This is a genomic window from Mycobacterium sp. 1465703.0, assembly GCF_001672975.1.
Classification (GTDB): domain Bacteria; phylum Actinomycetota; class Actinomycetes; order Mycobacteriales; family Mycobacteriaceae; genus Mycobacterium.
In genome coordinates, this window is the sequence record NZ_LZKU01000232.1 from 36,094 (window position 1) to 59,236 (window position 23,143).

At 67.8% G+C, this 23,143-nt stretch carries 18 protein-coding genes and 1 pseudogene; 14 read left to right on the forward strand and 5 right to left on the reverse strand.

The features are described from left to right. Positions 1–66: 66 nt before the first annotated feature. The 4 genes from A5625_RS21795 to lysX form a co-directional block, all read right to left on the reverse strand. A complete protein-coding gene (locus A5625_RS21795) occupies positions 67–2,190 on the reverse strand; it encodes an Rv1355c family protein (RefSeq protein ID WP_066998831.1) in 2,124 nt (707 codons plus the stop codon). A gap of 73 nt (positions 2,191–2,263) precedes the next feature. Continuing rightward, positions 2,264–2,905 carry a TetR/AcrR family transcriptional regulator gene (locus A5625_RS21800; protein ID WP_066998834.1) on the reverse strand — a complete coding sequence of 214 codons (642 nt, stop codon included), beginning with the start codon at positions 2,903–2,905 and terminating at the stop codon, positions 2,264–2,266. A 183-nt stretch (positions 2,906–3,088) separates the two neighbouring features. Further along, a complete protein-coding gene (locus A5625_RS21805) occupies positions 3,089–4,573 on the reverse strand; it encodes an alpha/beta hydrolase family protein (protein ID WP_197516183.1) in 1,485 nt (494 codons plus the stop codon). Between the two features lie 77 nt (positions 4,574–4,650). Beyond that, a complete protein-coding gene (gene lysX, locus A5625_RS21810) occupies positions 4,651–7,992 on the reverse strand; it encodes a bifunctional lysylphosphatidylglycerol synthetase/lysine--tRNA ligase LysX (protein WP_082984504.1) in 3,342 nt (1,113 codons plus the stop codon). Positions 7,993–8,432: 440 nt separating this feature from the next. On the opposite strand from lysX, the gene infC reads away from it, so the two are divergent. The 4 genes from infC to A5625_RS21830 all read left to right on the forward strand — a co-directional run bounded on the left by infC (position 8,433) and on the right by A5625_RS21830 (position 10,606). Further along, a complete protein-coding gene (gene infC, locus A5625_RS21815) occupies positions 8,433–9,041 on the forward strand; it encodes a translation initiation factor IF-3 (protein ID WP_082984508.1) in 609 nt (202 codons plus the stop codon). A 69-nt stretch (positions 9,042–9,110) separates the two neighbouring features. After that, positions 9,111–9,305 carry a 50S ribosomal protein L35 gene (gene rpmI / locus A5625_RS21820; RefSeq protein WP_066998842.1) on the forward strand — a complete coding sequence of 65 codons (195 nt, stop codon included), beginning with the start codon at positions 9,111–9,113 and terminating at the stop codon, positions 9,303–9,305. Between the two features lie 80 nt (positions 9,306–9,385). After that, on the forward strand, positions 9,386–9,781 hold the full coding sequence (gene rplT, locus A5625_RS21825; protein WP_066998845.1) for a 50S ribosomal protein L20: 396 nt from the start codon (positions 9,386–9,388) through the stop codon (positions 9,779–9,781). Between the two features lie 24 nt (positions 9,782–9,805). Continuing rightward, the gene (locus A5625_RS21830) at positions 9,806–10,606 is read left to right on the forward strand and encodes an RNA methyltransferase (protein WP_066998848.1); all 801 of its coding nucleotides are present in this window, start codon (positions 9,806–9,808) and stop codon (positions 10,604–10,606) included. On the opposite strand, the gene A5625_RS21835 is transcribed toward A5625_RS21830, so the two are convergent. After that, complete coding sequence (locus A5625_RS21835; protein ID WP_066998850.1) at positions 10,593–11,672, reverse strand: oxygenase MpaB family protein; 1,080 nt, start codon at positions 11,670–11,672, stop codon at positions 10,593–10,595. The two genes, A5625_RS21830 and A5625_RS21835, sit on opposite strands and share 14 nt — an antisense overlap. Positions 11,673–11,883: 211 nt before the next feature. On the opposite strand from A5625_RS21835, the gene A5625_RS21840 reads away from it, so the two are divergent. The 10 genes and pseudogenes from A5625_RS21840 (at position 11,884) to A5625_RS21885 (ending at position 23,127) form a co-directional block, all read left to right on the forward strand. Further along, positions 11,884–12,801 (forward strand): adenylate/guanylate cyclase domain-containing protein, encoded by a 918-nt coding sequence (locus A5625_RS21840; protein ID WP_066998853.1) that lies wholly within the window; start codon positions 11,884–11,886, stop codon positions 12,799–12,801. Positions 12,802–12,810: 9 nt separating this feature from the next. Then, positions 12,811–13,629 carry a rhomboid-like protein gene (locus tag A5625_RS21845; protein WP_066998856.1) on the forward strand — a complete coding sequence of 273 codons (819 nt, stop codon included), beginning with the start codon at positions 12,811–12,813 and terminating at the stop codon, positions 13,627–13,629. A gap of 173 nt (positions 13,630–13,802) precedes the next feature. Continuing rightward, positions 13,803–14,846, forward strand: coding sequence for a phenylalanine--tRNA ligase subunit alpha (gene pheS, locus A5625_RS21850; protein ID WP_066998894.1), 1,044 nt, complete (start codon positions 13,803–13,805; stop codon positions 14,844–14,846). After that, on the forward strand, positions 14,846–17,341 hold the full coding sequence (gene pheT / locus A5625_RS21855) for a phenylalanine--tRNA ligase subunit beta (RefSeq protein WP_066998860.1): 2,496 nt from the start codon (positions 14,846–14,848) through the stop codon (positions 17,339–17,341). Before pheS ends, pheT begins: the two co-directional genes overlap by 1 nt. A gap of 30 nt (positions 17,342–17,371) precedes the next feature. Continuing rightward, positions 17,372–18,431 (forward strand): annotated as a pseudogene (gene argC / locus A5625_RS21860) (N-acetyl-gamma-glutamyl-phosphate reductase). Next, the gene (gene argJ / locus A5625_RS21865; RefSeq protein ID WP_066998866.1) at positions 18,428–19,639 is read left to right on the forward strand and encodes a bifunctional glutamate N-acetyltransferase/amino-acid acetyltransferase ArgJ; all 1,212 of its coding nucleotides are present in this window, start codon (positions 18,428–18,430) and stop codon (positions 19,637–19,639) included. The pseudogene argC and the gene argJ overlap by 4 nt, the downstream one beginning before the upstream one ends. Further along, positions 19,636–20,523, forward strand: a complete 888-nt coding sequence (argB, locus tag A5625_RS21870; RefSeq protein WP_066998869.1) for an acetylglutamate kinase — start codon at positions 19,636–19,638, stop codon at positions 20,521–20,523. The genes argJ and argB overlap by 4 nt, the downstream gene beginning before the upstream one ends. Then, complete coding sequence (locus A5625_RS21875; RefSeq protein WP_082984505.1) at positions 20,520–21,713, forward strand: acetylornithine transaminase; 1,194 nt, start codon at positions 20,520–20,522, stop codon at positions 21,711–21,713. The genes argB and A5625_RS21875 overlap by 4 nt, the downstream gene beginning before the upstream one ends. Further along, positions 21,710–22,636: an ornithine carbamoyltransferase gene (argF, locus tag A5625_RS21880; protein ID WP_066998871.1), complete on the forward strand. Its 927-nt coding sequence runs from the start codon at positions 21,710–21,712 to the stop codon at positions 22,634–22,636. Before A5625_RS21875 ends, argF begins: the two co-directional genes overlap by 4 nt. Next, positions 22,633–23,127, forward strand: a complete 495-nt coding sequence (locus A5625_RS21885; protein WP_066998874.1) for an arginine repressor — start codon at positions 22,633–22,635, stop codon at positions 23,125–23,127. Before argF ends, A5625_RS21885 begins: the two co-directional genes overlap by 4 nt. Positions 23,128–23,143: the final 16 nt, after the last annotated feature.

Below are 23,143 nucleotides of genomic sequence, written 5' to 3' on the forward strand. Positions count from 1 at the left end.
GTCGCGCATCTGCGCGGGAAACGGACTGAGCATCCATGCGTGCTGGGCCAGCAAAAAACCGCTCATCTACCTCACCCGAGCCCGGTCAAAACTGCGGCGGCTTGGTACCGATGCCGGCGGCCCGGCACTGAACCGCAGGATCAGCACCGCGGAATGTTCGGACGGTATGCCGGCCAAACCTCGGAAGTCGCGTTGCAACTGGGCCAGCTCATCGGCGAACTGGGCTGACAGATCGTCAAATTCGGCCTGGTTGTGCGCGTACAGGAAGACCGGCGAGACCGGCTGCACAGATATCCCTCGCTGCTGCGCAATGATCCAGACCAGCTCAACGGCCGCTCCTCCCTTGGCGTAGTCGCGAAGGCCTTGCCCAGGCACGCTCACCGTAGCCAGCGCAGAGCTGGCTAATATCCGGTCGCGGGCGTCTTCACCGAGCGCGCTGCCGGCGTTCCATTGGGCCAGCCGGGTCATCACGTCGGTTCGCCGCAGGATATCGAGCATCGCCAGTTCGCCGGTGTCCAGTTCCAGGCTTCGCACATCGATGCCGGTGTCGGGGTCGTCGTCACCAGGCCAGCGCAACTCCGAGACCATCTCTTTGTGCAGGCGTGGCGTCAGGTAGCGGGTACGGTCGGATGCGGCCAGAATGCCTGCCGCATAGGCGATCTCGTCTCTATCGGTGATCAGGTGCAGCTGCCCGCCTTCCTGTTTCGCCGCGCCGCAGAGCATCTCGATGGTGGCGGTGTCGATTGGTCGGGGGCTGCCGTGGTGGCGGTTGGTTTCACGCTCCAGCATTGGTTGATACAGGTCAGCCAGGCCTGGGTCGGTGCCGTCGCTCAATTTCAGGGTGGCGGTCAACGGCGAGCCGTTGACGTGGTCGTCAAGGCTGACGGGGCCCAGAACATGGTGGGCCGCCGCGGCGATCCTGGCGTTTAAGAGAGCGGCGCCCACCGCGACAGCGCTGCCCCGGAAGCCGACGTCCATTGTCGACGTGTGTTGCGCGGCAATGTCAATGGTGATCTCGGTGGGTCCGGCTTGGACATGCCAGGGCTGTACGTTTCCCCCGGAGGGAGCGCGGATCGCCGCGGCGGCGATGATTCCGGCTGTCCCCGGTAATTCCGGCGGCTCGTACGGGTCTGCCGGCACGGGACGGTGCTGGGCCATGTCGGGTTCATCGAGTTGGTTGAGCGCCCAGCCGATATCGATGCGAGTGCGGCCCGAGCGAAGCTCCTCGCCGAGCCCAATCCTGCGCACGCCCTCGGCCAACGCCGACGCCCCCAGCACCACATCCGAGGCCACTTGTGGCCACGTCGAAAGTGTGTGGTCGATCTCTATGAGTGAGGCAGCCGTTCGGGGCGAAAGCCGTTCGGCCTCAAGGTGACGCAGGATATGGGGAACTTTGTCGCGGCTACTCATGCCAGGCAGCAATCCGACGTCGAGGTCGCCGAGCAGGCCATGCAGAATCGGGCGCTGAGGCTGCTGATCGAAACGCTCCACATCGATCAGTCCGCGGTCGCTGGTGGCCATCAATACCGGAATCCGGCGCGTGCGGGCGCCTTCCCGCAATACCGCCTTCATGTCCAGTGAGTCGCATTCTTCGATGACGATGTCGAGCCCGTCCAGAAACGCGTCGACGGTGTCGAATGTGAGCCCGGCGTCGAAGACTTCGACCGACAGGTAAGGGTCGAGCTCGGCGATCCGGCGCGCCGCCACACACGCCTTGTTGACGCCGAGGTCGAATACGCTGGCCGGCACCCGATTCAGATTCGACAGCTCGAGGTGATCGAAGTCAGCCAACCGAAGACGGCCACCCAATCCCTGTGCTGCCAGGGTGTGCGCGATGACATGGCCGACGCTCAGGCCGGCCACACCGATGCGCAGTGTGCCGAGCTGGTCTTGTTCCGCCGGGGTGATGTTGTTGCGATTGCGATCCAGGCGCACGGCGCGATACCCGCCCGGGCCCAGCACCGAAACGACGGCGCGCCGCCACGGGTAGTAGGCCCAGCGGGCCGGCTCTGCCAGAAGGTCAGGATGCGGGGTGGGCCGAAGGCTACGCAGGTTGGCCGTCTGTGCGTCGAGCCGGTCGATGAACTCGATGCTGGGATCGGCTCGTAGCCGCCGCAGCAGCGCATCGTCGTCCGCCTTGTCGGCGTCGAGAATCTGCGCGGTGTAGGCGATTACGCCAGGCTCATCCATGGTGCTTCGTGTATAGCACCTGGGCGGCACGCCGGACCGGGTTTGACCCGGTTTGAGTGGAGCGATCTGAGCGCTAGGGTGTCGCTTCGTCGAGGAATTGGCCATGCCGTATCAGGTTGGTGACGGCGGCGTCCCAGCGTCTTAACTGTGGCTCGGTGAAGAACGACTTTCCCAGGTGTAGCTCGATGTAGGGATGCAGAATGATGGCGCCGACCCGAAGAATCAACGGGTTGAGTGCAGCCCAATCGGGATCGACGTCGGGCCGGGTCTTGCCCTGTCGGACGAAATGGTCGCGCTGGGCTGTGCTGATGCCCAGGATTCCGGCGAAGATGACCGATCCGATTGCGCTGCCCTCGGCCAGTGAGCGGCCGAGATAGGTCATCACATCAGGACGTTCGGCCATCACCGAGGTCAAACGGCGACCGGCTTCTTCGAGCCCGTCGGAGGGCGCCTGAGGCAGCGCCGTCGGTTCTAACGCCTCACTGACCACCTGCAGCACGTACTGATCGACTGCGGCAGTGAGTTTGGCCTTGGTGTGAAAATGGTGCTGCACAAGCCCGATCGACACCTCGGCGGCCTGGGCGACCGCCCGCAGCGATGTGGCGGCAATGCCGTCTGCGGCGAAGCGGCTCAGGGCCGCGTCGCGAATCCGCTCCTTGGCTGTGGGTTCGGCCGGCGGGGGCGGTTCGTAGGAGAACACGCTGGGGAATCCCATGGCTAGACGATACATCCGAATGGTGCGGCGATACGCACCTATCGAAATACCATACGTCCGTATCGTTTTGCCGACGAATCAGCGCCTCAGCTCGCGAAAGTGGGGCAGCGGCAAGCGAATGCACAGTTCGTCTGGCACCGGCATTACATGCCCTCTTCGACACTACTTCAGGCGACGCCGCGGCTATCTGCGCGGGGTATTGGAGTGTTCGGCCGGGACCACCACCCGCGTGCCGGCGGCGGGCGCGGACGCGGTAGGCAACGGCGTCCGCGCAATTCCCGGAGTTCCCAACGCTCCGGCCAGCCAGGGCAGCGAGGCCGCGAACGCACGGTCGGCGAACGGCCAGTCATGCTTGCCGGGCTGCGGTACCACCGCGCAGTCGATTCCGTTGGAGCGGCCGAGCGCACACAGCGAATAGGCAGCGGCGGTCTGATTGCCCGGGTTGGCGGCCGCCTCGCGTCCGGCGAGACGGATGGCGCCGGTGTCGGTCAGCTGTAGGTCACGGCGCGGCGTCGGCGGTCCGTCGGACGAAATCGCGAACCAGCCGGCCACGTCGCGATATGGCCCGTGCCGGTTGATCACGGTGGTCGGGTCGAATGTCGCCCAGGCATCGGCATTTCCGCCGAACAGCCGGGCGATGGTCTGGGTCTTGTTGCCGGCGTTGGGAAAGAAATCACCGGCGACGTCGACGAACGCGCTGAACAAATCGGGATGCATGACGGTCAAATCGACGGCACAGGTGCCGCCCATCGACCACCCCGCGACTCCCCAACTGGACCTGTGCGGGCTGACCCCGAACGTCGAAACCATGAACGGCACTACGTCTTTGGTCAGGTGATCGGCCGCATTACCACGAACGCCGTTGACGCATTCGGTGTCGTTGTTGAATGCGCCGCCGGAGTCCACGAACACCAGCACCGGCGCCTTCCCGTCGTGCGCGGCGGCGAAGTCGTCGATGGTCTTGACCGCGTTGCCCGCCCGTGTCCAGTCCGCCGGTGTGTTGAATTGCCCACCGATCATCATCACGGTCGGCAACGACGGGGGCGGGCTGCTGGCGAACCATTCGGGCGGCAGGTAGACCAGCTCGCCGCGGTGTTTGAAGTGCGATCCGTCCGAGGGGATCGCCACCGGCACCACGGTGCCGTGCGGTGGCCGGCTTCCCTTGGCGGCCATCGCGGTAATCGTGGCCTGGTCGGCCTGATCGGGCAGCGGACCCGAGGTCAGCTGACTCCACGCGGACTGCACGGTGGGGAAGTAGCCGACCCAGAGGTTGAGCACCAGCGCCGCGCTGAGCAAGCACAGCGGTACGGCCAGCACGGCGGCACCACGCCGCCAGTGCCGCGCGGTGCGCCAACCCAGCACCAGCACCGCCGCCGCCATGCCGGTCAGTGTGATCCACAGCCACAGCGCCACCGGGGCAGGTTCATCGGAGAGCCCGCGGTCGACGATGTACCAGTGCGTGAGGTAGGCCGCCACCCCGCCGACCAGCGCGGCCACCGGCATCCACACCGTGCGCCAGCGGCGCGATCGCCAGCCAACGGCCGACGTCAGCACAATCGCCGCGAGTACCTGGACCGTCACTGGCACCCAGCCGTGCATCAGCGAGGTGTGGCTACTTGCCAAGAACTGCACCGCAGCGCTGTCCGTCGGGGGTGTCACGTGACTCATTGTGATCTATTGGTAATCGGCCTGGAACATATTCACCCATTGTTCGCCCTGGGCTCGCGCAGCGTTCGAGGCCCCCGCTAATGCGGTTTGGCCAGCGGGAATGGCAGCGTCTCGCGGATGCTGCGGCCCGTTATGAGCATGACGAGCCTATCGATGCCCATTCCCAGCCCGCCGGTGGGCGGCATCGCGTATTCCATCGCTTGCAGGAAGTCCTCGTCGAGCTCCATGGCTTCAGGATCCCCGCCGGCGGCCAACAGCGATTGCTCCTGCAGACGGCGGCGCTGCTCGACCGGATCGGTGAGCTCGCTGTAGGCCGTCGCCAGCTCGACGCCCCAGGCCACCAGGTCCCAGCGCTCGGCGACGCCGGGTTCGGTGCGGTGCGGCCGGGTCAGCGGCGACACCGAGGTCGGAAAGTCGATGTAGAAGGTCGGCTCCTCGGTACGGTCCTCGACCAGGTGCTCGTACAGTTCGAGCACCACCGCGCCGGCATCCCACTGGGCTCGATAGGGGATGTGCGCGGCGTCGGACAGCTTGCGCAAGACGGACAGTGATGTGGTGGGGTCGATGTGCTCGCCGAGCGCTTCGGACACGGCGTCATAGACGGTCTTGACCGCCCAGACTCCGGAGATGTCGACCGGTTCCAGCCGGCCGTCGGGCGCGTCGGTGCCGTGCCGCAACACAATCTGTTCGCCGTGGGCAGCCTGGGCGGCGTTCTGGATCAGCTCGCGGCATCCGTCGATCCACATCTTGTAGTCGGCGTGGGCCTGATAGGCCTCCAGCAAGGTGAACTCGGGGTTGTGGCTGAAGTCGACTCCTTCGTTGCGGAAGGCCCGGCCCAATTCGAAGACGCGTTCCACGCCGCCGACGCACAGCCGTTTCAGGTAGAGCTCCGGCGCGATGCGCAGGAAAAGGTCCATGTCGTAGGTGTTGATGTGGGTGACGAAGGGCCGGGCGGTGGCCCCGCCGTGGATCTGCTGCAGGATCGGGGTCTCGACTTCGATGAATCCTTTGCCGAACAGCGTCTGCCTGACCGACCGCAGTACGTCGCTGCGTGCCTTGATCAGTTCACGTGACTCGGGGTTGACGGCCAGGTCGACGTAGCGGGTCCGCACCCGCGCCTCCGGGTCGGTCAGCCCCTTCCACTTGTTCGGCAGCGGCCGCAAGCACTTACCGATCATCCGCCAGTCGGCGACGATCAGGGAGCGGGCCCCCTTCTTGCTGAAGCCCATGTGCCCGGACACCTCGATCAGGTCGCCCAGGTCGATGGCTGCGGTGAAGTCTGCGGTCCGCCCGTTCTGCAGTTGCGAATTGTCCAGCAGCACTTGCAATTCCCCCGACCAGTCACGCAGCTGGGCGAACAGCACCCCGCCGTAGTCGCGGATCCGCAACACCCGGCCGGCGACGGTGATGTTCTCCTGGTCGTCCGCGTCGAGCGCCTTGGCGACGCTGTGGCTGGGCGGAGATCCCACCGGATAGGCGTCGACACCGTTGCGCTGCAATGTCTTCAGCTTGGCCAGACGCACCCGCACCTGTTCGGGCAGCCGGAATCTCGCCTCTTCTTCGTCGGCGGATTGCTGACGTTGCTGCAGTCCGCTGACGTCTGGTGCGCTCCCGTCGTGATGTAGCAGTCCGGACTCGGCCAGCCGGGCCGGCACGGCCGGGTGATGACCGGTGTGCGGCCTGCGCCGGCCGAACGGCAGTACCAGGAACCCCTCGGCCAGTGCCGAGGCGACACCGACCCGGGGCACCAGCCGGGCGTCCTCGTAACAGGCGAAGCGCGGCACCCAATCGGGTTGGTATTTCATGTTCGAGCGGTACAGCGTTTCCAGCTGCCACCACCGCGAGAAGAACATCAACAGCCCCCGCCACAGCCGGGCAACGGGACCGGCGCCCAGTTGAGCACCCTGTTCGAAGGCCGACCGGAACATCGCGAAGTTCAGCGAAATACGGGTTATACCAAGGCTTTCGGCGTTGAGCGCAAGCTCGCTGACCATCAGCTCGATGGTGCCGTTGGGGGACTGCGGCGAGCGGCGCATCAAGTCCAGGGAGACCCCGGTGGTGCCCCACGGAACCAGCGACAGCATCGCGACGACGGCGTCGCTTCGGTCCATCGCCTCGACCAGCAGGCAGTCCCCGTCGGCAGGGTCACCGAGCCGGCCGAGCGCCATGGAAAAGCCGCGTTCGGTTTGGGTATCGCGCCAGGCGTCCGCGCGGGAGATGGTGTCGGCCATCTCGTCGGCGCCGATGTCGCGGTGCCGCCGGATTCGCACGGTCAGCCCGGCCCGGCGGGCTCGGGTCACGGCCTGGCGGACCCCGCGCATGTCCGGACCGGACAGCTTGAAATCCGAGGTCCGCAGAATGGCTTCGTCGCCGAGTTCGAGCGCGTTGAGCCCGCTTTCCCGATATGCCCGTGCGCCCTGGGTGCTGGCGCCCATCACCCCGGGAGCCCACCCGTAGCTCTGGCACAGGTTCAGCCAGGCGTCGACGGCCTGCGGCCAGGCCCGCGGATCGCCGATGGGGTCGCCGCTGGCCAGGCAGACACCGATCTCGACGCGGTAGGTGATCGCGGCGCGCCCACTTTGGGCGAAGACCACCGACTTGTCGCGGCGGGTGGCGAAGTAGCCCAGTGAGTCGTTCTTGCCGTATAGCTCGAGCAGTCCGCGGATGGCCGATTCGTCCTCACCGGTCAGCGCGTTCTCGGCACGCTGGGACTGGAACAGCACGATCGTGGCCAGGATCAGCGCGAGTGCCCCGAACAACCCGAAGATCGCGTTGAGGAACACGTGCGGACGGCCGCTGAACAAATCCGGATCCGCCAGCGCGAATCCGACCACCCGGTTGGCCACATACGGCAGACGATCCTGGCGGGCAAGCGTCCCGGGGAACAACTCGACCAGACCCCAGGACACCAGGATCCCCACCACGTCCCCGGCGACCAGCACCGCGGCCGCTTTGACCAGTGCGCCCTTGCGGACCTTGGCCCAGAACTCGCGGTAGGCCAGCACCAGCAGGACGATCGCGACGATATGTACCGCGAACCCGAGGTTCTCGCCGAAGATCTCGGCGGCGGTGTTGTCACCCGCGGCGATGTCCGCGGCGTTCAGCGCCGCGGCAAGAATCATGTTGGCCAACAACAGCAGCCAGGCGATGCGCTTGCGCGCGGTCAGCGCCGCGGCCAGCAGGGCCAGCACGAACGACCACGCGATGCTGGTGTCGGGAAAGTTGAACAGATAGTCGTTGATGAACTCGCGCGGCACTCTGATCAGGTACCTGACCAGCGGGGACACACTGCCCAGCAGTGAGACGGTGGCGATGACGCCCACGGTCCACCCGGCCGCCGCCGGGACCCAGCGATACCGCGAGTCCGACCGGCCGCGAGGCCCCGAACGGGACCCCGAACGAGGAGATGCGAGTGTCACAGACCGCGAGGATATGCCCTGAATCGGTGAAAAGCTTGTCGAAGCGCTAAGTGTGGCGGCCACTAGTTTGGGCAATTGAGGCCGCGCGAATGGCCGTCGCGGCCCGGTCGCCCGGCCGAAGTGCTAAAAGCCACCTCAAGGCTGCTAAACTAGCGCCTGCGACCATCCCGGCGAATGCCAGGAACAGTTAAGTGGAGTCCCACTCCCACCGCGAGCCGATGAGATCTCTGTGCGGATCTTGCCAAGGTTCAGCGGTCCGGTCACAGACATCGCGTATGTCTGTTCCGCGAATGACGCGGGCGGCTCCAGCCGTGATCGGTCGGCATTGGGCCCTGCTTGTGCAGGGCTTTTTTGCTAGTGGTGTGGTGTCTCCGCCGCTGATTCCCGGACCGACCCAGGCAACTGGTCGTCAGGACAGAGAAGCCAACAAGGGAGGCCCCATCAGCACTGAGACCCGCGTCAACGAGCGCATTCGCGTACCTGAAGTCCGATTGATAGGCCCAGGGGGAGAGCAGGTAGGCATCGTGCGCATCGAAGACGCACTGCGCGTCGCTGCGGACGCCGATCTCGACCTTGTCGAAGTTGCCCCGAACGCCAGACCACCGGTCTGCAAGATCATGGACTACGGCAAGTTCAAATACGAAGCGGCGCAAAAGGCGCGCGAATCCCGCCGAAACCAGCAGCAGACCGTCGTCAAAGAACAGAAGCTGCGACCGAAGATCGACGATCACGACTATGAGACCAAAAAGGGCCACGTCATCCGCTTCCTGGAAGCGGGATCGAAGGTGAAGGTCACCATCATGTTCCGCGGACGCGAGCAGTCCCGGCCCGAGTTGGGCTATCGATTGCTGCAGCGACTGGGAGCGGATGTCGCCGAATACGGCTTCGTGGAAACGTCCGCCAAGCAGGACGGCCGCAACATGACGATGGTACTGGCACCGCATCGCGGCGCGAAGACTCGCGCCAAGGCGCGGCACCCGGAAGGACCCGGGGGTGGCGCGGCATCGGATCCCGATGCGGCCCCCGACGCCGAACCTTCGGCGAACTGACTTAACGCGGAACTACCGAGAGCTCGAGTGTTCGCAGAAGACTCGAGCACTTCATAGAACAGAGGAAGCATGCCCAAAGCCAAGACCCACAGTGGGGCGTCAAAACGGTTCCGGCGCACCGGAACCGGCAAGATCGTCCGCCAGCAGACCAATCGCCGGCACCTGCTCGAGCACAAGCCGTCGAAGCGAACCCGGCGCCTCGACGGCCGCGTCACGGTGTCGGCCAACGACACCAAGCGAGTAAACAGCCTGCTGAACGGCTGACCACCGCGCCGGCCAGACCCGCATCGCGAGCTGGCACGGCGACCTGACCCACACATTTTGAACGAGAGTAGGAACATCCCATGGCACGCGTGAAGCGGGCGGTCAACGCCCACAAGAAGAGGCGCAGCATCCTGAAGGCCTCGAAGGGCTATCGCGGCCAGCGATCCCGGCTCTACCGCAAGGCCAAAGAGCAGCAGCTCCATTCGCTGAACTACGCCTACCGCGACCGTCGGGCGCGCAAGGGCGAATTCCGCAAACTGTGGATCTCGCGCATCAACGCGGCGGCGCGCGCCAACGACATCACCTACAACCGGCTGATCCAGGGCCTCAAGGCCGCTGGTGTGGAGGTCGACCGCAAGAACCTGGCCGACATCGCGATCGCCGACCCGGCCGCCTTCACGGCGCTGGTCGACATCGCCCGGGCCGCACTGCCCGAGGACGTCAACGCACCCTCGGATTCGGGGGAAGCGGCCTAACCGGCGGCGGGTGCGGACCGCCAGGTGCTGACCGAACGTTCGGCCAGGGTCGCCGCGGCGGTCAAACTGCACCGCCACGTCGGCCGTCGGCGGGCCAGCCGGCTCCTCGCCGAAGGACCTAACCTCATCGAGGCCGCCGCCCGCCGAGGCCTGGTCCGCGAGCTATTCGTCACCGACGTCGCCCGGCAGCGGCATGCTTCGCTGCTGGCGACGTTGGATTCCGCGCGCTGCCCGGTCCACCCGATTACCGAGCGCGCGGCGAAAGCGCTTTCGGACACCGTCACCCCGGCGGGCCTGATCGCGGTATGCGAACTGCCGGCCACCCGACTCGAGGACGTGCTGGCCGGTTCACCTCGGCTGGTCGCGATCGCCGTCGGAATCAGCGAACCGGGCAATGCCGGCACCCTCATCCGCCTCGCCGACGCGATGGGCGCGGCCGGGGTGATCCTCGGCGGTCACAGCGTCGACCCGTACAACGGCAAATGCCTGCGCGCTTCGGCCGGCAGCATCTTCTCGGTCCCGGTGGTCGTCGCGCCGGACGCGCTCGCCGCCGTCGACGCGGTGCGCGCAGCGGGCCCGCAGCTGCTGGCCACCACGGTGGACGGTGAGACGCGGCTGGACGAGGCAACCGAACTGCTCGGCGCACCCACGGCGTGGTTGTTCGGGCCCGAATCACATGGCCTGCCAGGCGAAATCGCGGCGGCGGCCGACCACCGCATCCGCATCCCGATGGCCGGCGGCGCGGAGAGCCTGAATGTGGCCTCCGCCGCGGCCATCTGCCTGTATCAGAGCGCGCGGGCGCTCAGCCTGCCTACGCGGCCTTAGCCGGCCGTTTCGGGCGGCCCCGCCCGGCGCGCAGGCCGGCCAACGACAACGTCGTGTGCACCAGGGAGCCGGCGCGTTCCATCAGAACCCGGGCGGGTTGCAGCGCGGGGTCGAACGGCGACTTTGGTCCTGGTGGGAAGTAGTGCATCGGCAGCCCGCGGCGATCGCGCGGCGGCGCCATGAACGGCGGGGCCTCGACCAGCGGCGCGTCGCTAGGTAGCCGTCCCTCGGCGCGACGGTAGGCGGCCAGCGCCCGCGGGTGCAGCCGGATTTCGTCGGGCACGGCCAGAAAAGCCAGTTCGACGACCTTGCCGAACAAGCGCAACAGCACCTCGTCGCCCGGTGTCCAGTGCAGTCCCGCCTTCTCGCGGACTGCGGGCTCGAAGAGTCCCGCGGCGATCCAGCGCTGACCGGCGACCAGCGGCTTGAAGAGCTGGTCCCAGACGGGCGTGGGCATCAACACGAATTTCGGCTTCGGGATGCGCATCTGGAAGATGTCCAGCGTCGCCCGGTTGATTTCGAGCGTCTCGCGGCCGGTCCGCTCCCAGTACTCCTGGAATTCTTCCCACGATTCGGGCACCGGCCGCATGCTCATCCCATACATCCGGTACCACTGCACGTGCTCGTCGAACAGTTGCCGTTTCTCGGCCTCGGTCAAACCGCCGCAGAAGTACTCGGCCACCTTGACGATCAGCATGAAGAACGTGGCGTGCGCCCAGTAGAAGGTCTCCGGGTTGAGCGCGTGATAGCGCCGCCCGTCGGCGTCGGTTCCCTTGATGGTGTGGTGATAGCCGGTGATCTGCCGGCCGGTCTCCGATGCCCGGTCGCCGTCATAGACCACGCCCATGATCGGGTAGACCGACCGAGCCACCCGCTGCAGCGGCTCGCGCAGCAGGATGGAATGTTCCTCGACGGCCGCGCCGAGTTCGGGATACATGTTCTGGATCGCGCCGATCCACACACCCATCATCCCGGTGCGCAGGTCACCAAAATACTTCCAGGTCAGGGAATCTGGTCCGAGCGGATCGGCGGATTCAGTCCCGCACGCATTCACAGTGCCAGTCATCGCTGCCTCCTGCTCCGATTGCGCTCACGATAACTTTGACAACGGGTGTTGTCTACGATTTCGGCGTGGTGTTCGCAGGTGTGTTATCGAGCTTCCACGTCGGTGTGGCAACACGGTGACCAGTCTGTTCGGCTGCGAGGTGTGACGCAGATGGCAGAACTGTCCCCGGCTGTCGTTGCCCGCTTCTGGCGAAAACAAATAACCTGGCCAGGTGGAACTCCCGCGTCGCGATCCGGACCCGGGCGAGCCCGAAGAACACCCGGTGCAAACCGCTCCGCGACGTTCTCCACTGTCGGTGCACAACGCGACCCAATGGCTGGACAGCCGCAACCGCAGCCCCGGGGCGGTTGCCCTCATTCGGCGTGCGCGCCGGCTGCTGCCAGGCGACCCCGAGTTCGGCGACCCACTGTCCACGGCGGGCGATGGAGGCCCCCGTGCGGCGGCCCGCGCGGCCGACCGGCTGCTGGGCGACCGCGACGCGGTGTCTCGTGAGGTCAGCCTCGGGGTGCTGCAGGTGTGGCAGGCGCTCACCGAGGGGGTGTCCCGTCGCCCGGCCAATCCCGAGGTGACGCTGGTCTTCACCGACCTGGTCGGCTTCTCGGCGTGGTCCCTGCAAGCCGGCGACGACGCAGCGCTGGCGCTGCTCCGGCAGGTGGCGCGGGCCCTCGAGCCACCCTTGCTCGATGCGGGAGGACACATCGTCAAGCGGATGGGCGACGGTCTCATGGCGGTGTTCGGCGATCCGATGGTCGCCGTGCGGGCCGTGCTGGCCGCCAAGCAGGCGCTGAAATCGGTCGAGGTGGAGGGCTACACACCCCGCATGCGGGTGGGCATCCACACCGGGCGCCCGCAGCGGCTGGCCGCCGATTGGCTCGGCGTCGATGTGAATATCGCCGCACGAGTTATGGAAAGAGCCACCAAGGGTGGAATCATGGTGTCGAGTTCAACGTTAGATCTCATACCGCAAAGCGAGTTGGACGCGTTGGGCGTCGAGGCCAAACGCACCAGGAAGCCGGTTTTCGGGGCGAAGCCCACCGGTGTTCCGGCAGATTTGGCGATATATCGCCTCAAGACTCTTAAGGAGTTGTCAGGCCCTGATGACGCAGCCGAGACGAAATCGCAGCCATAATGGATGGCAATGCTAGGGGGCATCATTTCCCGGCTCGCCCGGATCCGATTCACAGTGGGGTATGCGGCGCTGCTGCTTGCCATCAGCTGCGCCATCCTGGTCCTCGGCCCACACGCGCATGACGTCATCGTTCAGCGCGCCAGCACCAACGTGCACAACCTGTCCCACGGCCATGTGGGAACGCTGCTGGGCAGCGCCCTGGTCGTCGACGCCGGTCCGCTCTACTTCTGGCTCCCGTTCCTGACCTGCTTGCTGGCGCTGGCCGAACTGCATTTGCGCACCATCCGGCTGGTGGTGGCCTTCGTGGTCGGCCACATCGGCGCCACGCTGCTGGTGGCCGCCGCGCTGGCCGCGTCGGTCGAGTTCGGCTGGCTGCCCTTGTCGATCACCCGGGCCAGCGATGTCGGCATGAGCTATGGCGCGCTGGCCGTGCTCGGCGCCATGACTGCGGTGATTCCTTCCCGCTGGCGGGCCGCCTGGGTCGGCTGGTGGGTGTCGGCGGGCATCGCGTCGGCGATCGTCGGCGGCGACTTCACCGACGCCGGCCACACCGTCGCCGTGATCCTGGGCGTGCTGGTCTCGGCCCGATTCCGGCAGCCGATCCACTGGACGCCGGCGCGGTACCTGATGCTGGCGGCCTCCTCGGGCTTCGGCTTCCTGATGCTCGCCCACCACTGGGGGACCATGGCGGCCACCCCGGTGTTCGGTCTGCTGGGTGCTGTTGTCGCCTACCGGGTGGCGAAGTGCGCCCGTGACCGTGGCGCGGCTGCGCTGACCGTTGAGGGTGCCGACCCGCTGACCGGTCCGCAGCCAGTCGTCGCCGGCTGAGCCGCGCCGCGGCGGTCGGCGGCCTTGCGCGGCCACCCGGCCTCTCAACTACCAAGCGCCCGCCGGACGCCACGCGTCCGATCACTATGATCAGCACTCGACCCGTGCCGCGCGGAAGCACCATCGATGCGGGCAACCCCGAACAGCCTCGTCAGCAAGGAGAGTGTCGCCGCGTGGGTGATCAACCCGTCGATCTGTCGCCCGAAGCCCTGGCCGCAGCGGTCAGCGCTGCCCGGGAGGCCTTCACGCTGGCCGGCGACCTCGACACCTTGGCGCGGGTCAAGACCGAACACCTCGGCGACCGGTCGCCGCTGGCGCTGGCGCGCCAAGCGCTGGGCAGCGTCCCCAAGGACGAGCGTGCCGACGCCGGTAAGCGGGTCAACGCCGCCCGTACCGAAGCTCAGCACGGTTACGACGAACGACTCGCGGTCCTGCGCGCCGAACGCGACGCCGCGGTGCTGGTCGCCGAAGGCATCGACGTCACGTTGCCGTCGACCCGGCAACCTGCCGGCGCCCGGCACCCGATCACCATCCTGGCCGAACACATCGCCGACACCTTCATCGCCATGGGCTGGGAACTGGTGGAGGGCCCCGAGGTCGAGACCGAGCAGTTCAACTTCGACGCGCTCAATTTCCCGGCCGACCACCCCGCGCGCAGCGAACAGGACACCTTCTACATCGCGCCCGAGGATTCCCGGCAGCTGCTGCGGACCCATACCTCGCCGGTGCAGGTGCGTACCCTGCTGGCCCGCGAACTGCCCGTCTACATCGTTTCGATCGGCCGCACGTTTCGCACCGACGAACTCGACGCCACCCACACGCCGGTGTTCCACCAAGTCGAGGGCCTGGCGGTGGACCGCGGCCTGACGATGGCGCACCTGCGCGGAACACTGGATGCGTTCGCCCGAGCCGAGTTCGGCCCGCAGGCGCGCACCCGGATCCGCCCGCATTTCTTTCCGTTCACCGAACCGTCCGCCGAGGTCGACGTCTGGTTCGTCGGCAAGAAGGGTGGCGCCGGCTGGGTGGAGTGGGGCGGCTGCGGAATGGTGCATCCGAACGTGTTGCGGGCGGCGGGAATTGACCCGAACATCTACTCCGGCTTCGCATTCGGCATGGGTCTGGAACGAACTCTGCAGTTCCGCAACGGCATTCCCGACATGCGCGACATGGTCGAGGGCGACATCCGCTTCTCGCTGCCGTTCGGGGTGGGTGCCTGATGCGGGTTCCGTACAGCTGGCTACGTGAGATCGTGGCGGCCGGCGCCCCGGACTGGGACGTCGCCCCCGCCGAGCTCGAGCAGACGCTGATCCGCATCGGCCACGAGGTCGAAGAGGTCGCCGCCCTTGGCCCGGTCGACGGCCCGCTGACCGTGGGCCGGGTCACCGGCATCGAAGAGCTGACCGGTTTCAAGAAACCGATCCGGTTCTGCCACGTCGACGTGGGTGACCAAGAAGACCGCGAAATCGTCTGCGGCGCAACCAATTTCGATGTGGGAGACCTCGTCGTCGCGGCGCTGCCCGGCACCACCTTGCCCGGCGACTTCACAATCGCCTCCCGCAAGACCTACGGCCGCACCTCCGACGGAATGATCTGCTCGGCAGCAGAACTCGGTTTGGGTGTCGACCACTCCGGAATCCTGGTACTGCCGCCGGGCACCGCCGACCCCGGAGCCCGCGGCACAGCGGTATTGGGACTCGACGACGTCGTCTTCCACCTGGCGATCACGCCCGACCGCGGTTACGGCATGTCGTTGCGCGGGTTGGCCCGCGAGATCGCCTGCGGCTACGACCTGGACTTCGTCGATCCCGCCAGTAGCCAGGTGGTCAAGCCGCTGCCGGTCAACGGCGAGGCCTGGCCGCTGACGGTGCAGCCCGACACCGGCGTGCGGCGATTCGCGCTGCGACCGGTGACCGGCATAGATCCCGGTGCCGTGTCACCGTGGTGGCTGCAGCGCCGGCTGTTGTTATCCGGCATCCGGCCGACATCGCCGGCGGTCGACGTGACCAACTACGTGATGCTCGAGCTCGGTCACCCCATGCACGCCCACGACCGCAACCGCATCACCGGCGGCTTCGTCGTGCGATTCGCCCGGCCCGGCGAAACCGTGGTCACCCTCGACGACATCGAGCGCAAGCTCGAGCCGGTCGACGTCCTCATCGTCGACGACACCGCGACCACCGCCATCGGCGGCGTGATGGGCGCGGCCAGCACCGAGGTGCGCGCCGACTCGACCGATGTGCTGCTGGAAGCCGCGGTCTGGGACCCGGCCGCCGTCTCGCGCACCCAGCGCAGACTCCACCTGCCCAGCGAAGCCGCCCGCCGCTACGAGCGGGGCGTGGATCCATCGATCTCGGTGGCCGCGCTGGACCGGTGCGCCGCACTGCTCGCCGACATCGCCGGTGGCGTCGTGGCGGAGGGTCTGACCGATTGGCGCGGCGACCCGCCACGCGACGACTGGGCGCTACCCCCGATCGAGATCGCCGCGGACCTGCCGGATCGCGTCGCCGGGGTGAGCTACGCCCCGGGCACGACCGCCAAGCGGCTCCGCCAAATCGGCGCCGACGTCGCGGACCGGGGCGACACCTTGACGGTGACGCCACCCAGCTGGCGACCCGACCTGGTGCAACCCGCCGACCTCGTCGAAGAGGTGCTGCGACTCGAGGGGCTGGAAGTCATCCCGTCTGTGTTGCCCTCGGCACCGGCGGGCCGCGGCCTGTCCGCCGGGCAGCAGCGTCGCCGCGCCATCGGCAAGTCACTGGCCCTGTCCGGTTATGTCGAGATTTTGCCGACCCCGTTCTTGCCCGCGGGCGTGTTCGACCTGTGGGGATTGCCTGACGACGACCCGCGCCGCACCACCACCAACGTGCTCAATCCACTGGAGGCAGACCGTCCGCAGCTGGCTACCACCCTGCTGCCCGCCCTGCTGGAAGCCTTGGTGCGCAACGTATCTCGCGGCCTCGTCGACGTTTCACTGTATGCCCTGGCACAGGTGGTCCAGCCGACCGCGGAAACCCGCGCGGTGCAGCTGATCCCCGTCGACCGCCGGCCCACCGACGCCGAGATCGCCGTGCTCGACGCGTCGTTACCGCGACAACCCGAGCACGTCGCCGCGGTGCTGACCGGCCTGCGTGAACACCGCGGGCCCTGGGGTCCCGGCCGTCGCGCCGAAGCCGCCGACGCGTTCGAGGCGGTGCGAATCATCGCCCGCGCCAGCGGAATCGATGTGCGGTTACGCGCGGCGCAGTACCTGCCGTGGCATCCGGGGCGCTGCGCCGAAGTGCTGGTCGGGGACACTTCGGTGGGTTACGCCGGCCAGTTGCATCCCGCCGTGATCGAGCGCTCCGGGCTGCCCAAGGGCACCTGCGCCCTCGAGCTCAACCTCGACGCGATGCCCATCACGTCGGCGTTGCCCGCCCCCCGGGTGTCGCCGTTCCCGGCGGTGTTCCAGGACGTCAGCCTGGTGGTGCCCGCGCAGGTACCGGCTCAGGCGGTGGCCGACGCCGTCCGCGAAGGCGCGGGGGAGTTGCTGGAAGACATTCAATTGTTCGACGTCTTCACCGGCCCGCAGATCGGTGAGGACCGCAAATCGCTGACCTTCGCGCTGCGGTTCCGGGCGCCGGACCGCACGCTGACCGAGGACGACGCCACCGCGGCTCGTGACGCCGCGGTGCGCCGTGCCGCCGAGGCGGTCGGTGCGGAGTTGCGCGGATAGTGGAATGGATTTGCAAAGCACTGCATAACCATGCAGAATCGGCGGAATGGCCGACGGAATGAAGGTGGCGATTGCCGGTGCCAGCGGCTACGCGGGCGGTGAAGTCCTACGCCTGTTGCTCGGCCATCCGGCCTATGCCCACGGGCGCCTCACGATCGGCGCGGTGACAGCCGCGGCCAGCGCCGGCAGCCTGCTGGGTGAGCACCACCCGCATCTGACGCCGCTGGCCCAGCGCGTGGTCGAGCCGACCGAGCTCGCCGTACTGGCCGGCCACGACGTGGTGTTCCTGGCGCTGCCGCACGGTCATTCGGCCGCGCTGGCCGAACAGCTCGGCCCCGACACCCTGGTCATCGACTGCGGCGCCGACTTCCGGCTCACCGACCCCGCCGCCTGGGAGCGGTTCTACGGATCCCCGCACGCCGGCAGCTGGCCCTACGGGCTGCCGGAACTCCCTGGAGCGCGCGAGCGGCTGCGCGGCGCCCGCCGCATCGCGGTTCCGGGCTGCTATCCGACCGCGGCGCTGCTGGCATTGCTGCCCGCGGTGGCCGAGGACCTGATCGAGCCCGCCGTCACCGTGGTCGCCGTCAGCGGCACCTCGGGGGCCGGCCGCGCCGCCAAGACCGACCTGCTGGGCGCCGAGGTCATCGGATCGGCACGGGCCTACAACATCGCCGGGGCGCACCGGCACACCCCCGAGATCGCTCAGGGCCTGGGGGCCGTCACCGACCGCGATGTCACGGTGTCGTTCACCCCGGTGCTCATCCCGACCTCGCGCGGCATCCTGGCCACCTGCACCGCACGCACCCGTTCGCCGCTGGCGCAGCTCCGGGAGGCCTACGAAAAGGCTTATCATGCAGAGCCTTTCATCTACTTGATGCCGGAGGGGCAGCTGCCCCGCACCGGAGCCGTGATCGGCAGCAACGCGGCGCACATCGCCGTCGCGGTGGATGAGGCGGCCGAGACGTTCGTCGCGATCGCCGCGATCGACAACCTGGTCAAGGGAACCGCCGGCGCCGCTGTGCAGTCGATGAATTTGGCGCTGGGATGGCCGGAGACGGAAGGCCTTTCGGTGGTCGGGGTGGCGCCGTGACGTCCACCGCGACGGCGCGGCTGCTGCGCGAACAGGGCGTCACCGCACCGGCCGGATTCCGGGCGGCCGGCATCGCCGCCGGGATCAAGGCCTCGGGTAACCGGGATCTGGCGCTGGTCTTCAACGAGGGGCCCGACTATGCGGCGGCCGGAGTGTTCACCCGCAACAAGATCAAAGCCGCGCCGGTGCTGTGGAGCCAACAGGTGCTGACCACCGGCGCGCTGCGCGCGGTGATCTTGAACTCCGGCGGCGCCAACGCCTGCACCGGCCCGGGCGGGTTCCAGGACACTCATGCCACCGCCGAAGCCGTCGCTGCCGCACTGTCGGACTGGGGAACCGTGACCGGGGCCGTCGAGGTGGCGGTGTGCTCCACCGGGTTGATCGGTGACCGGTTGCCGATGGACAAGGTGCTGGCCGGGGTGCGCGCCGTCGTGCATGAGATGGCCGGCGGCCTGTCCGGTGGCGACGAGGCCGCTCAGGCGATCATGACCACCGACACCGTGCCCAAACAGATTGCGCTGCACCATCCGGAAAACTGGACGGTCGGTGGGATGGCCAAGGGTGCCGGCATGCTGGCGCCGTCGCTGGCGACGATGTTGAGCGTGCTCACCACCGACGCGGCCGTCGATGCGGCGGCGCTGGACTCCGCGCTGCGCTACGCCACCGCCCGCACCTTCGACCGGCTCGACATCGACGGCGCGTGCTCGACCAATGACACTGTGCTGCTGCTGGCTTCGGGCGCCAGCGGGATCACGCCCAGCCAGGCCGAACTCGACGATGCCGTGCTGCGGGTGTGTGACGACCTGTGCGCTCAGCTGCAAGCCGACGCCGAGGGCGTCACCAAGCGCGTCAACGTCATCGTGCAAGGGGCGGCCTCCGAGGACGACGCGCTGGCCGCCGCCCGGACGATCGCTCGCGACAGCCTGGTCAAGACGGCGGTTTTCGGCTCGGACCCAAACTGGGGCCGGGTGCTCGCCGCCGTCGGCATGGCGCCGATCGCCCTGGATCCCGATCGGATCACGGTGTCGTTCAATGGTTTTGCCGTCTTCGCCGGTGGGGCGGGGATGCCGGGTGCGCGCGAGGTGGATCTCTCCGGAGCCGACATCGACATCACGGTCGATCTGCAGCTCGGCGATGGCCGGGCCGCCATCCGGACCACCGACCTGTCCCACGGTTACGTCGAAGAGAATTCGGCCTACAGCTCATGAGCTCTGCCACCGAAGCCCTGCCCACCGACGTCAAAGCGCAGGTGCTCGCCGAGGCCCTGCCCTGGCTCAAGCAACTGCACGGCAAGATCGTCGTCATCAAGTACGGCGGCAACGCCATGACCGACGACACGTTGCGGCACGCCTTCGCCGCCGACATGGCGTTTCTGCGTAACTGCGGTATCCATCCCGTCGTCGTGCACGGCGGCGGCCCACAGATCACCGCCATGCTGCGCCGGCTCGGCATCGCGGGCGACTTCAAGGGCGGATTCCGGGTCACCACACCGGAAGTGCTCGACGTGGCGCGAATGGTGCTGTTCGGCCAAGTCGGCCGCGAACTGGTCAACCTGATCAACGCACACGGACCCTATGCCGTGGGCATCACCGGCGAGGACGCCCAGTTGTTCACCGCGGTGCGGCGCAGCGTCACGGTGGACGGCGTGGCCACCGACATCGGCCTGGTAGGAGACGTGGAACGGGTGAACACCGCCGCAGTACTGGATTTGATTGCCGCACGGCGGATTCCGGTGGTGTCGACGCTGGCGCCGGACGCCGAAGGCGTGGTGCACAACATCAACGCCGACACTGCCGCGGCGGCGCTGGCCGAGGCGCTGCACGCCGAGAAGCTGTTGATGCTCACCGATGTCGAAGGCCTGTACACGAGCTGGCCGAACCGCGACTCGCTGGTCAGCGAAATCGACACCGCCACATTGTCACAACTGCTACCCACGCTGGAGGCGGGCATGATTCCCAAAGTCGAAGCCTGTCTGCGGGCAGTGAACGCTGGGGTGCCGAGTGCGCACGTCATCGACGGGCGGGTCGAACACTGCGTGCTGGTCGAGCTTTTCACCGACGAAGGCACCGGCACCAAGGTGGTGAGCGCGTGACGAACACCGATGCCGTCAAGCAGCGGTGGGAAGCCGTGATGATGAACAACTACGGCACCCCGACGATGGCCCTGGCCAGCGGCGACGGCGCCGTGGTCACCGACGTGGACGGGAAGGCCTATCTGGACCTGCTCGGCGGCATCGCGGTCAACGTATTGGGTCATCGCCACCCCGCGATCATCGACGCCGTCACCCGGCAGATGACGACGCTGGGCCACACCTCCAACCTGTATGCGACCGAACCGAGCCTGGCACTGGCCGAAGAACTGGTGAACCTGTTGGGCACCGATGCTCCGGCGCGGGCCTTCTTCTGCAACTCCGGAACCGAGGCCAACGAGGTGGCGTTCAAGCTGTCGCGGCTCACCGGACGCACCAAACTGGTTGCCGCACAAGAGGCGTTCCACGGCCGGACCATGGGGTCGCTCGCGCTGACCGGTCAGCCGAGCAAGCAGGCGCCGTTCGCGCCGCTGCCTGGCGACGTCACGCATGTGCCCTACGGTGACACCGACGCGCTGGCCGCCGCCGTCGACGACGCAACCGCCGCGGTGTTTTTGGAGCCGATCATGGGGGAGAGCGGTGTCGTGGTCCCGTCCGAGGGTTATCTGGTCGCGGCACGCGATATCACCTCGCGGCACGGTGCGCTGTTGGTGCTGGATGAGGTGCAGACCGGGATGGGCCGCACCGGAACGTTTTTCGCCCACCAGCAGGACGGCATCACCCCGGACGTGGTGACCCTGGCCAAAGGGCTCGGCGGCGGCCTGCCCATCGGCGCGTGCCTGGCCATCGGACCGGCCGCCGACCTGATGACCCCCGGCCTGCACGGCAGCACCTTCGGCGGCAACCCGATCTGTGCCGCCGCGGCGCTCGCTGTGTTGCGGGTGCTTTCCGAGCAGAACCTGATTCGGCACGCCGAGGTGCTGGGCAAGTCATTGCGCCACGGCATCGAGGCGCTTGCCCACCCGCTGGTCGACCACGTCCGCGGCCGCGGACTGCTGTGCGGCGTGGTGCTCACTGCGCCGCGGGCCAAGGACGCCGAGGCGGCGGCACGCCGGGCCGGGTTCCTGGTGAACGCGGCCGCACCCGACGTCATCCGGCTGGCGCCGCCGCTGATCGTCACCGAGGCCCAGCTCGACGGGTTCGTCGCCGCGCTGCCGGCCATCCTCGACGACGCCGCTGGAGCCGCAGCATGACGCGCCACTTTTTGCGCGACGACGACCTGTCGCCGACCGAGCAGGCCGAGGTGCTGCAGCTGGCCGCGGAACTGAAGAAGGACCCGTTCAGCGCCCGCCCGCTGGAGGGCCCGCGCGGGGTCGCTGTCCTCTTCGACAAGAACTCCACCCGCACCCGGTTCTCGTTCGAGGTGGGCATCGCCCAGCTCGGCGGGCACGCCGTCGTCGTCGACGCCCGCAGCACTCAGCTGGGGCGCGACGAAACCCTGCAGGACACCGCGCGGGTGCTGTCCCGCTATGTCGAGGCCATCGTCTGGCGGACCTTCGGACAGCAGCGCCTCGAAGCGATGGCGTCGGCCGCAACTGTGCCGGTGGTCAACGCCCTCTCCGACGAGTTCCATCCCTGCCAGGTGCTCGCCGACCTGCAGACCATCGCCGAGCACAAGGGGTCGCTGGCCGGTTTACGGATGACCTACCTCGGCGACGGCGCCAACAACATGGCGCATTCGCTGATGCTGGGCGGGGTCACGGCCGGCATTCACGTCACCGTCGCCGCGCCGGAGGGCTTCGCGCCCGACCCGTCGTTCGTGGCCGCGGCCCAGCGCCGCGCCGAAGACACCGGCGCCTCGGTCATGGTCACCACCGACGCGGACGCGGCCGCACGCGGGGCCGACGTCCTGGTCACCGACACCTGGACGTCGATGGGGCAGGAAGGTGACGGGCTGGATCGCCGCACCCCGTTTAAGCCTTTCCAGATCGACGCTCGCCTGCTGGCGTTGGCCGACTCGGAAGCCGTTGTGCTGCACTGCCTTCCGGCTCACCGCGGCGACGAGATCACCGACGAGGTGATGGACGGGCCGGCCAGCGTGGTCTGGGACGAGGCCGAAAACCGGTTGCACGCCCAAAAAGCGCTGCTGGTCTGGCTGCTGGAGCGATCGCGATGACCCGCTCGAAGACCACACCCGAAACCACCCGGGCCGGCCGGCAGGCCCGCATCGTGGCGATCCTGTCGTCAGCCGAGGTGCGCAGCCAAAGCGAACTGGCGGCGCTGCTGGCCGACGAGGGCATCGACGTCACCCAGGCCACCTTGTCGCGGGATCTGGAAGAACTGGGCGCGGTGAAGCTGCGCGGCGCCGACGGCGGCGTCGGTGTCTACATGGTTCCCGAAGACGGCCACCCGGTGCGCGGGGTCTCCGGCGGCACCGCCCGGCTGTCCCGGCTGCTGGGCGAGTTGCTGGTGTCGGCCGACGCCAGCGCCAACCTCGCGGTGCTGCGCACCCCGCCCGGCGCCGCGGATTACTTGGCCAGTGCCATCGACCGCGCGGCGCTACCGTACGTCGTCGGCACCATCGCCGGCGATGACACCGTCTTCGTGGCCGCTCGAGAGCCGATGACCGGCGCCGAGCTGGCCAGCACTCTGGAACAACTCACGTAAGCGCTTCAACCTGAAG